The organism is Kineococcus glutinatus, assembly GCF_039542765.1.
Taxonomy (GTDB): domain Bacteria; phylum Actinomycetota; class Actinomycetes; order Actinomycetales; family Kineococcaceae; genus Kineococcus_A; species Kineococcus_A glutinatus.
This window is the reverse complement of record NZ_BAABIL010000418.1, coordinates 1-10,467: the sequence shown is the minus strand read 5'-3', so window position 1 is coordinate 10,467 and position 10,467 is coordinate 1. Positions and strand designations below refer to the sequence as shown.

10 protein-coding genes are annotated in these 10,467 nt (G+C 77.0%); 5 read left to right on the top strand and 5 right to left on the bottom strand.

Annotated features, from left to right (window positions below; all coding sequences use genetic code 11):
- From ABEB16_RS15015 to ABEB16_RS15000, 4 genes are all read right to left on the bottom strand, one after another.
- The coding region (locus ABEB16_RS15015) for an ATP-binding cassette domain-containing protein (protein WP_345713041.1) at nucleotides 1-344 on the bottom strand (344 nt) is incomplete at its 3' end.
- A 66-nt stretch (nucleotides 345-410) separates the two neighbouring features.
- On the bottom strand, nucleotides 411-1,073 hold the full coding sequence (locus tag ABEB16_RS15010) for a maleylpyruvate isomerase family mycothiol-dependent enzyme (protein WP_345713040.1): 663 nt from the start codon (nucleotides 1,071-1,073) through the stop codon (nucleotides 411-413).
- A 39-nt stretch (nucleotides 1,074-1,112) separates the two neighbouring features.
- Nucleotides 1,113-1,493, bottom strand: coding sequence for a VOC family protein (locus ABEB16_RS15005; protein WP_345713039.1), 381 nt, complete (start codon nucleotides 1,491-1,493; stop codon nucleotides 1,113-1,115).
- Between the two features lie 44 nt (nucleotides 1,494-1,537).
- Nucleotides 1,538-3,364, bottom strand: a complete 1,827-nt coding sequence (locus ABEB16_RS15000) for an ABC transporter ATP-binding protein (RefSeq protein WP_425560205.1) — start codon at nucleotides 3,362-3,364, stop codon at nucleotides 1,538-1,540.
- Between the two features lie 103 nt (nucleotides 3,365-3,467).
- Between ABEB16_RS15000 and ABEB16_RS14995 the strand changes: the two genes are divergently transcribed.
- Nucleotides 3,468-3,890, top strand: coding sequence for a MarR family winged helix-turn-helix transcriptional regulator (locus tag ABEB16_RS14995; protein ID WP_345713038.1), 423 nt, complete (start codon nucleotides 3,468-3,470; stop codon nucleotides 3,888-3,890).
- Nucleotides 3,891-3,957: 67 nt separating this feature from the next.
- On the opposite strand, the gene ABEB16_RS14990 is transcribed toward ABEB16_RS14995, so the two are convergent.
- Entirely contained in the window at nucleotides 3,958-5,265 is a 1,308-nt protein-coding gene (locus tag ABEB16_RS14990) for an MFS transporter (protein ID WP_345713037.1), read from the bottom strand.
- A gap of 208 nt (nucleotides 5,266-5,473) precedes the next feature.
- Between ABEB16_RS14990 and ABEB16_RS14985 the strand changes: the two genes are divergently transcribed.
- The 4 genes from ABEB16_RS14985 to ABEB16_RS14970 all read left to right on the top strand — a co-directional run bounded on the left by ABEB16_RS14985 (nucleotide 5,474) and on the right by ABEB16_RS14970 (nucleotide 10,467).
- Nucleotides 5,474-6,298 (top strand): IclR family transcriptional regulator, encoded by an 825-nt coding sequence (locus ABEB16_RS14985; RefSeq protein WP_345713036.1) that lies wholly within the window; start codon nucleotides 5,474-5,476, stop codon nucleotides 6,296-6,298.
- A gap of 198 nt (nucleotides 6,299-6,496) precedes the next feature.
- Nucleotides 6,497-7,789: an MFS transporter gene (locus ABEB16_RS14980; RefSeq protein ID WP_345713035.1), complete on the top strand. Its 1,293-nt coding sequence runs from the start codon at nucleotides 6,497-6,499 to the stop codon at nucleotides 7,787-7,789.
- Nucleotides 7,790-7,945: 156 nt separating this feature from the next.
- Entirely contained in the window at nucleotides 7,946-8,827 is an 882-nt protein-coding gene (locus tag ABEB16_RS14975) for a fumarylacetoacetate hydrolase family protein (RefSeq protein WP_345713034.1), read from the top strand.
- Nucleotides 8,824-10,467: an FAD-dependent monooxygenase gene (locus ABEB16_RS14970; RefSeq protein WP_345713033.1), complete on the top strand. Its 1,644-nt coding sequence runs from the start codon at nucleotides 8,824-8,826 to the stop codon at nucleotides 10,465-10,467. The genes ABEB16_RS14975 and ABEB16_RS14970 overlap by 4 nt, the downstream gene beginning before the upstream one ends.

Sequence of the window (10,467 nt, the reverse complement as noted above, 5' to 3'; positions counted from 1 at the left end):
AGCGAACCGCCGCTGAGCCCGGCGAGCCGGTCCGCGGGTGCGGGGCCGCCGAGGGCGGCGAGCAGGTCCAGCGCCGCGGTGGGCTCGCGCGCACCGGTGGCGAAGCGCAGCCAGGCGCGCACCGGTACCCGCGGTGGCGGATCGGCGCCCGTCTGCGGCTGGTAACCGACCGGGCCGCGTCGGCGCACGACGCCCGCCGAGGCGCGCCCGGCGCCGACGGCCACCCGCAGCAGGGTGGACTTGCCGCTGCCGTTGTCCCCCTGCAGCCAGACCACCTCCCCCGCCGCCACGTGCAGGTCCGCGCCGCGCAGCACCCACGGGCCGCGGCCGTAGCGGCTGGACACGCCGGCCAGGTGCAGGGCGGCGGCTGCGAGCCCGGATGGGCCGGGTGGTCCGGGTGGCACGGATCCCTAGCCCCCGGCCGGACCCGTGCGGCGCAATAGCAGCGGCACACCCGCGCCCTGGAGCCGGGACGCGGCGGCGGCCCGGCCGCAGGCGGCGAGCAGCACGTCGATCCCGCGCCCGCGCACCTCGTGGCCGCCGCCCCACGCGAACTCGCAGTCGGCGGCGACGAGCCGCAGCCCCGACAGGGCGCCGCGGCGCACGAAACCCACCGGCCGGCCGGTCGTGGCGAACTCCAGCGCGATCCGCACCGCGGCGGGCGGCGGGTCGTGGGGCAGGCCCAGCGGAAGCGCCACGTCGCCGGTGTGCACCAGGACGTCGGCCAGCGGCCCGCGCAGCCCCACCACCGGTGGTGCGGAACGGTTCTCGGCCCGCTCGCGCAGCACGGCGACCAGCTCCGCCACGGGCCGCCGTGCGCTGCGGCGGGCGAGGTCGTCGTTGGCGCGGTGCAGCCGCCCACCGCGGTGCAGCGCGGCCAGCAGGAAGGCGCCGAGCGGCACGTCGAGCGCGGCGACGAGGTGGCCCGCCACGGTGCGCACGTCCCAGCCCGCGCAGAGGCTGGGCGCGGCCAGCTGCGCCGCGTCCAGGCGCGCCAGCAGGTCGGCGAACCGGCGCCGCTCCGCCGCGGTGGCGGCCACCACCGCGTCCGCCCCGTGCGTCCTGCCGTCCACGGCGACCACCCAACCACCGACGGCGCGCCGGGGCGAGGATCAGTCCCACACCCTCGCGGTGCGCTCGAACTCCGCCGGGTCGCTGTGCAACGGGATGACGCACAGCAGGTGCCCACCCGGTGCCCGCAGGACCTCGCAGCCCATCCAGTGCGAGACCGGTACCGCGCCCAGCGCCAGGAGCCGGGCGGTCTCCGCCTCGACGTCGTCGGTCTCCAGGTCCACGTGGTAGCGGGGTTCGTCGTCGACGGCCTGCACCGCCGTCACCAGCCCGGCGACCACGTCGGGCAGCGAGGTGAACTGCTCCTCGCCGGGGACCGCGCGGGCCTCGGTGCCCAGCGCCGCCGCCCAGAACGCGGCGGCGTCGGCGACGTGGGCGGTGGGGACGTCGATCAGGAGCGTGGAGAGCCGGCTGCGGTGCACGGCCGGAGGATAGGGATCACGGCGGGCCCCCGTCGACGGTCCGCTCAGCCGGTCAGCGCCGCGGTGCGCGCGGCGGCGGCCACCAGCCGTGCGTACCGGCCGCCCGCGGCGAGGAGTTCGGCGTGCGTCCCCCGCTCCACGACCCGGCCGGCGTGCAGCACCGCGATGCTGTCGGCGCCGGCGACGGTCGAGAGCCGGTGGGCGATGGTGATGGTGGTCCGCCCGCGCCCGGCTTCGGCGAGCGCGGTCTGCACGGCCAGCTCCGTCGCGTTGTCCAGCGCGCTGGTCGCCTCGTCGAGCACCAGCACGCGCGGGTCGCGCAACAGGGTCCGGGCGATGGCCAGCCGCTGTTTCTCACCGCCGGAGAAGCGGTGCCCGCGGGCGCCGACCACGGTGTCGTAACCCTGCGGCAGCGCGGCGATGACGTCGTGGACCTGCGCGCGCCGCGCGGCGTCCTCGATCCGGGCGTCGCTGGCCCCGGGGTCGGCGTAGCGCAGGTTCTCCCGCACGCTGGCGTGCAGCAGGTAGGTCTCCTGCGAGACGACCCCGACGACCCGCGCGAGGTCGGCCAGCGCCATGTGCCGCAGGTCGATCCCGTCGATCGTCACCCTGCCCGTCGTCGGGTCGGCCAGCCGCGGCAGCAGCGAGGTGAGCGTCGTCTTGCCCGATCCGGTCTCCCCGACGACCGCCAGCGAGGTCCCGGCCGGCACGGCGAGGTCGACGCCGTCCAGCGCGAGCCGGTGCGCGTCGGGGTAGCGGTGGGAGACCTGCTCCCAGCGCACCTCGCCGCGGACCGCGGCCGGCTCCACCCGCACGGGGTCGGGCGGGTCGGTGATCTCCACGGGCAGGTCGAGGTACTCGAAGACGCGGCTGAACAGCGCCATCGACGCGGTCACCGCGACCTGGACGTCGAGCAGGGACATGAGCGGGCGGAACAGCGCGGCCTGCAGCGTGGTGAACGCCACCAGCGTGCCGATGGTCATGCCGCCGGAGGTGGCGGGCAGGCCCGCCGCCAGGTAGGTGAACCCCGGCACGGCCGCGAACACGACGCCCATCGTGCCCATCCGCCAGCGGCCGGCGAGCTGGGAGCGGATCTCCAGCGCGACGAGGTCCTCGGAGGTCCCCGCGAACCGCCGCACCTGGGCGCCACCGGCCCCGACGGTCTTGGACAGCAGCACACCGCTGATGGAGAGCCCCTCCTCGACCTGCGCGTGCAGCTCGGCGAGCTTGCGCTGCCGGGCGGCGGTCACCGCCCGGCGCATCCGCGCGACCCTGCGGGTGAGCAGCACCGCCGGCGGTAGGACCACGAGGGACAGCAGGGACAGCCGCCACGACAGCGCCACCATCGCCACGAGGGTCCCGGTGACGGTCGTGGCGTTGGCCGCCAGCGACGTCGCCGTGGAGGTGACCACCGACTGCATGGCGCTGATGTCGTGGGTGATCCGCGACTGCACCTCCCCGCCGCGGGTGCGGGTGAAGAAGGCCGGCGACTGCCGCTGCAGGTGGGCGAAGACCGCGGTCCGCAACCCGTGCATCACCTGCTGCCCGACGGAGGTGGACAGCCAGGTCTGCAGCACGCCGATCAGCGCGGTGACGGCGGCCACGGCCACCATGGCGCCCACCGCCTGCAGCAGCAGGGGGACGTCGCGCTCGGGCAGCGCCCGGTCGATGACGAGGCGCAGCAGGAACGGTGGGGCCAGGGCCGCGGCGGCCGCGACGACGATCAGGGCCACGACGACGCCGACCGGGCCCCGGTGGGGGCGGAACAGCGCGGCGACGCGCCGCAGCGAGACGGGGGAACGCTCGAGCTGGGCGCGGTCGGCCGGGTCGACGCGGCGACCGGGACCGCCGCGACCGGGTCCGTCCGGGATCCTGGGGTCCAGGAGGCACGTCCTCTCCGCGGATGTGGAAGTTACCTCAGCATCTCACGGGACGGCCGCGCCGGCGCGCGACGGGCGCCGTTAGCATCGCCGCGTGGCGGGGGACGACGGCGCGGTGCTCGGCGACCTGCTCATGCGCAACGCCCGCACGATCCGGCGGCGCTGGCGCGACCTGCTGTCCCCCTGGGAGCTCTCCCCCCACCAGGCCCGCGCGCTGCGGGCGGCCTGCGAGGCCGAGGGCATGCGGGTGTCGGACCTCGCCGGGCGGCTGCACATCGCCCCCCGCTCGGCCACCGAGGTGGCCCGCGACCTCGAGAGCCGCGGCCTCGTGGCGCGCACCCCCGACCCGCGGGACGGCCGGGCGGTGCTGCTGGTGGCCACCGCGGAGGGCCGCCGGGTGCGGGAGCTGGTGGACGCCGCCCGGGCGGCCGACCTGCGCGCGCACTTCCGCTGCCTGCCCGAGCGGGACCGCACCGAGCTGGCCCGGATCCTGCACCGGCTCGCCGAGCAGGGGTAGGGCGCCACCGCGACCGGAGGGGGTGCACCACCTCCGGTCGCGGTCGGCGCGGGAACCGCCCGGGTGCTCAGCGCACCCCGCGGATCGGCACGATGAGCGCGGCGCCGACGAGGGAGGCGAGCGCACCGGCGACGAACAGCGCGGTGAAGTTCTGCGGGTGCTCGGCGCCGGCACCGACGGCGAGCAGCGCCGGGGCGGCGGCGGCGACGAGGATCGTGGGCAGGTTGTTCGCGAGGTTCATGATGCCGAGGTCCTTGGCCGGGTTCGCCGCGTCGGGCAGCACCTCGGTGACCAGCGCCAGGTCGACGGCGAAGTAGACGCCCTGGCCGATGCCGACGACGGCGATGGCCAGCAGCAGCTGCGGGAAGCTGGTGACGGTGGAGACGATCGCCAGGCCGACGGCGAACACCACCGCCGAGGCGATCACGAAGGGCTTGCGGCGCCCGAGCCCGTCCGACGCCTTGCCGGCCAGCGGCGCGGACACCAGGCAGAGCGCGGTGAGGACGAGCGTGGCGACGAAGACCGAACCGGCCACCGCGGCGCCGGAGACGTGCAGCTCCCGCATGAGGTAGAAGGGCATGTAGGCGTTGAGGGCGGCGACGCCGCAGAACAGCAGCAGCCGCCCCCACCAGGCCAGCGCGAACGCGGGGTTGTGCAGCGGGTTCACCCAGAACGTCTGCACCAGCTCCCGGGCGCCGAAGGGCGGGCGCTCCTGCGGGCGCAGCCGCGTCTCGCGCAGCACGAGCGCCAGCGACAGCACGCCCAGCGCCCCGGCACCGGCGGGCAGCAGGATCATCGCGGTGAGCGATCCGGACACCAGCTGCGCCAGGAACAGGCCGCTGACCGCGCCCAGCGGTGCGCCGAGGCCGACGACGGCCGACGCGGGACCGCGGGCGTCGGCCGGCAGCTGGTCGGGGATGGCGGCCATGGTGGCGACGGTCGCGGCGGTGGCGCCGAGGGTGGTGACGACCTGGGCTGCGGCCAGGCTCGCGGTGCTGGCGGCGAGCGCGGTGAGGACGCCGCCGGCGGCGATGAGCGCCGCACCGAGCAGCAGGTAGGGCCGGCGCCGGCCGATCGCCCACGTGGTGCGGTCGCTGAGCCGGCCGACGACCGGGTAGGCGACGAGGGCGAAGACCCCGGAGACGCCCATCGCCAGGGACAGCACGGTCGTGCCGGCCGCCGGGTCGATCGCCTCGGCCTTGAGGGACAGCGTCAGGACGGCCGCCGCCAGCAGGGCGGCGTTGGCACCGACGGCGGAGGCGCCGAGGAAGAACAGGAAGCCCCGCGGGGGCTGCTGCCGGGCGCCGGGCGGCGTGGGCGCGGCGGGACCCGTCGCGGCGGCCGCGGGGGTTGCGGGCACGGAGGATGTGGCCATCGTCAAGCGTCCTTGCTCACGAGGTGGTGGGACGGACCGGCGGCGGGCGCCGGGCCGGGTGCAGCACTGTGCGACGACGTGCGGCGCACCGCCAGGTAGCGTGCCGTTGGGTGGAAACCCAGGAGTGCGAGTTCGCGGCGGAACGGGCCGCGCGGGTGCTCGAACCGGGCGGGTGCGCCCGAACCCGCTGGTCCGGACGGGTGGTCCCGTGACGGACGCCGCGCCCCGCACCGGCGCGGTGCGCGGCCGCCGCCCACCGCAGGGCGATCCGGTCGTCGACCGCGCGCTGGCGCTGCTGGCGGCGTTCGACACCGCGCACCGGGCCCTCACCCTCGCCGAGCTCAGCCGGCGCAGCGGTATCCCGGTGAGTTCCGCGCTGCGGCTGGCGGGCCGGCTCACCGCGTGGGGCGCGCTGGAGCGGGGCGCCGACGGCCGGTTCACGATCGGGTTGCGGCTGTGGGAGGTGGCCTCCCTCGCCCCGCGCGGGCAGGGCCTGCGGCAGGTGGCGCTGCCGGCGATGCGCGACCTCGCCGAGGTGACCGGTCAGCACGTGCTGCTGGCGGTGCGGGAGGGCCACGAGGCCGTCCTGGTGGAGCGGTTGTCCGACCGCGGCGCGATGCCCGTCCTGTACGACGTGGGCGGCCGGTTGCCGCTGCACTCCACCGGGGTGGGGCTGGTGCTGCTGGCGCACGCCCCCGCCGAGTTCCAGGCCGAGCACCTCGAGCAGCCGCTGGTGCACGAACCCGAGCGGGTGCCGGTCTCCCCGGCGGACGTGCGCCGCACGCTGGACCGGGTGCGGCGGGAGGGCCTGGCGACGGTCCACCGCCGCACGCCGCAGCCGCTGCTGGCCGTCGCCGCACCCGTCGTCGACGCCTCCGAGCACGTGGTGGCGGCGTTGTCGGTCCTCGTGCCGGAGGCGGCGGCCGACCCGCGCACGGTGGGGCCCGCCGTGCGCACGGTGGCGCGCGCGATCTCCCGCGGGCTGGGTTCGCGCCGCTCCGCCGGCTCCCCCGGCGCCGGGACGGTCCGGTAGGCCGCAGCGGGCCGAGGGGTCGTCCCCGGGGATCCCGCGCGATCCCGCGCGATCCCGCGCCGACGGCTTCCCACGGTCGGGTTTCCATTGAGCGGCAAGCCCCTGGGAGCGGCCGGAACTCCCCGAGCATGCTCGCCGACGCCCCGCAGCGCCCCGCCACCGACGGCGGAGGTGCAGCCGTGTTCCGGAGGAGTCGACGTGGACCCCCGCACCCTGACATCGCGCACCCCACCCACCCCTGCCCCCGCCACCGGGCCCGCCGGCTCGTCCCGGCTCGTGCCCCTGGTCTGCTGGGCGGCGCTGGCCACGGACGGCTACGACCTGTTCGCCTACGGCGCCACCCTGCCCTCGATCATCGCCGGCCCGCCCTGGCACGTCGGCGCCGCCGCCGGTGGCGCCGTCGGCAGCCTCGCCCTGGTCGGCGTGCTCCTCGGCTCGCTCGTGGCCGGCACCCTCACCGACGTGCTGGGCCGCCGCCGGCTCGTGCTGGCCTGCACCACCCTGCTGTCGGTGGCGATGGCGCTCAGCGCGCTGGCCCCGACGTTCGCCCTGTTCGGCGCCGCCCGCTTCGTCACCGGCATCGGCATCGGCGGCCTGCTGCCCACGGCGATCGCGCTGGCCAGCGAGTCGGCCGACCCCCGCTACCGCTCCCGCGTGCTCGGCGCGGTCCTCACCGGGCCGGCCGTCGGGGGCGTCCTCGCCGCCCTCGCCGCCCTCGTGCTGCTGCCCGAGCACGGTTTCAGGGCCGTCTACCTGCTCGGCGCGGCGCCGCTCGTCCTCGTCGTGCCGCTCGCGGCCGTCGTGCTGCGGGAGAGCCCGGAGTTCCTCGCCGCCCGCGCCGGCGGTGGGGAACGGCCCGCCGCCGGCGCGGGGGCCGCCGTGGCCGGGCTGTTCCGCGGTGGCACCACCCCCGGCACCCTCGGGTTGTGGGTGGTGAACCTGTGCAGCCTGCTGGCGACGTTCGGGTTCTCCACGTGGCTGCCGCAGATCATGCGCTCGGCCGGGTTCGAGCTGGGCTCGGCGATCTCGTTCCTGCTCGTCTACAACGCGGGTGCGATCGCGGGCACGCTGCTGGCGGCGGCGCTGGCCGAGCGGCTGGGCGCCAAGGTGATGGTGCTCACCGGTTTCGCGACGGCCGCCGCGGCGCTGCTGGTGCTGGCGACGACACCCCCGGGCTGGGCGCTGCTGCTGCTCGTGGCGGTCACCGGTTTCGGCGGCCTCGGCACCCAGAACATGATCAACGACCACGTGGCCGGGTTCTACCCCGCGCGGCTGCGCGCCACCGGTCTCGGCTGGGCCCTCGGCGTCGGACGCCTGGGGGCCATCGCCGGCCCGACCTACGGCGCGGTCCTCGTGGGTGCCGGCGCATCCATCACCGCGGCCGCCCTGGCCTTCGCCGTCCCCGTGGTCGTCGGTGCGGCCGTCATGGCGAGCGTGCCGCGCCGCAGCCCCGCCGCGGTGGCCGGACCGGCGGGACCGGCGAGCAGGTAGCACCCGCAGCCGCAGACCCCGCGGCGCGGAACACCGCAGCACGAGACCCGCACCAGGAAACCCCTGCCCGGGAGCTCCTCCGCTCCCCGACCCGGAAGAGGAACCCATGACGCACCCTGCGACCCGACAGCCGGCCCCCCGTGCGGCGGTGCGGCGATGAGGCTCGTCGGATACCGGCTGCCCGGCGGCGACGACGTCCGCGTCGGCGACCTCGTCGACGCACCGGCCGGCACCGGCGCGGACGCCCCGGGCGGCCTCGTCGTCCCCGTCACCACCGTGCGGGACTTCTGGCTCGATCCCCGCGCGCACGTCGCGGCGGCCCGCAGCGCCGGCACCACCGGTGCGCTGCCCGTCGAGCGGGTGGAACTCCTCCCGCTCGTCCCGCCCTCGGCGCGCGTGCTGTGCATCGGGCTGAACTACCGCGCGCACGCCGCCGAGGGTGGTTTCACCCCGCCGCCGCACCCGACGATCTTCGGGCGGTGGACGGCCTCCCTCACCGCCGGCGGGGTGCCCGCCCCCGTGCCGGCCGGTGAGGCGGGCCTGGACTGGGAGGGCGAGGTGCTCGCCTACGTCGCCGAGACCATCGCCGACGCGGACGCGGACACCGCCCGCGCCGCCGTGCTGGGGTACTCCACGTTCAACGACCTCACCGCCCGCCGCGCCCAGAAGCTGACCGCGCAGTGGACCCTGGGCAAGAACGGCGACCGCTCCGGACCCACCGGACCCCTCGTGCCGGCCGACGAGGTCGGCGACCTGCGCGAGGGCCTGGCGGTGCGCACCCGCGTCAACGGCGAGCTCGTGCAGGACGGCAACACCCGCGACATGATCTTCGAGGTCGGCGAGATCCTCTCCCTGGTCTCGCGCACGTTCACGCTGCACCCGGGTGACGTCGTGGCCACCGGCACCCCCGACGGGGTGGGTTACGTCCGCACCCCGCCGTGGCTGCTGCAGCCCGGTGACGTCGTCGAGGTCGACGTGGAGCGGCTCGGGGTGCTGCGCACCCCGATCGTCGACGCCGGCGGGAGGAAGGGCGCGTGACCGCACCACCGCAGGTCCCCGCCGGCGTCCCCGTGCTCATCGCCGGCGGTGGCCCCGCCGGCCTGGCCGCCGCCCTGGAACTGGCCCACCACGGCATCGCCAGCCTCGTCGTGGAACCGCGCACGACCGTCGACGCCGACCGCCCGCGCGCCAAGACGACGAACGCCCGCACCATGACGCACCTGCGCCGCTGGGGCATCGCGGACCGGTTGCGCGCCGCGGCCCCGCTACCGGTGTCGTACGCGCAGGACGTGGTGTTCTGCTCCACCCTGCTGGGCCGGGAGGTGTTCCGCTTCACCGACGCCTTCCAGCTGTCGGCGCTGCGACCCGCGCCGCACCCCGAACACGGCCAGCAGGTGCCGCAACCGGTGGTGGAGGAGGTGCTGCGCGAGGCCGTGCGCGCCAGCGCCGCGGCGCAGCTGCTGCTCGGCGCGCGGGTCACGGGGCTGGGCCAGGACGGCGACGGCGTGGCGGTGCGGGTCGGCACCGCCGACGGGGCGATGCACACCGTCCGCGCCCGGTACGTGCTCGGCTGCGACGGCAGTTCCGGCGTGGTGCGCCCCGCCGTCGGCGCCCGCTACGAGGGCGGCTCCGGCGCGCGGCCGAACCTCAGCGTGCTGTTCCGCGCCCCTGGGCTGGCCGAGCGGGTGCCGAGCGGGCCGGCCGTGCAGCACTGGGTGCTGGCCCCCGGGGCGGCCGGCCTGGTGGGGCGCGCGGACCTGGCGGACACCTGGTGGGCGATCCTGCAGGGCGTCGACGACCCGGCCTCGGTGGACGTCCCGGCCGCGCTGCGCGCCCTCGTCGGCGACCCGCGCCTGGACCCGGAGGTCGTCGCGACCGACCCGTGGACGGCGCGGATGCTGCTGGCCGACCGCTACCGCGCCGGCCGGGTCCTGCTCGTCGGCGACGCCGCGCACCTCAACCCGCCGTGGGGCGGTCACGGGTACAACACGTGCGTCGGCGACGCGGTCAACGTGGCGTGGAAACTGGCCGGGGTGCTGCAGGGCTGGGCCGGTGAGGACCTGCTGGACTCCTACGAGGCGGAACGGCGGCCGGTGGCCGCGCGCACCATCGCCGACGCCGCCGCGAACGACCGCTTCCTCGCCACGGCCTGGGCCGACGCGCGCCTCGGCGCCGACGGCGCGGACGCCGACGCGCTGCGGGCGCGGACGGCGATCGCGCTCGAGGCCAAGCGCAGCGAGTTCCACAGCCTCGGGCTCGTCCTCGGCTACTCCTACGCCTCCTCCCCGGTCGTCGTCGACGACGGCTCGCCGCTGCCCAAGGAGGACCCGGTGCAGTACTCCCCCTCGGCCCGCCCCGGCTGCCTGCTGCCGCACCGCTGGCTGCGCGACGGTTCCTCCGTCTACGACCGGCTCGGCCGCGGTTTCACCCTGCTCGCCGTCGGCGACGCGCCGGCGGACCCGGCGGAGGTCGTGCGCGCGAGCTCGCCCGGCCCGTCCGGCGCGGTGCCGCTGGACGTCGTCCGCCTGGGGGAGCAGGACCTCGAACCGGGGTCGGCGCCGCTGCCGGAGTCCTGGGAGGCGCCGCTGCTGCTGGTGCGACCGGACCAGCACGTCGCCTGGCGCGGGGACCGGCTCGCCGACCACGCCCCGGCGCTGCTGCGGGCGGTGGGCCGGTGA

What these genes read in the sequence shown, in the direction of transcription:
- ABEB16_RS14990 (WP_345713037.1), bottom strand. Translation starts at nt 5,265, where the DNA reads ATGGCCACATCCTCCGTGCCCGCAACCCCCGCGGCCGCCGCGACGGGT.
- ABEB16_RS14975 (WP_345713034.1), top strand. Translation starts at nt 7,946, where the DNA reads ATGAGGCTCGTCGGATACCGGCTGCCCGGCGGCGACGACGTCCGCGTC.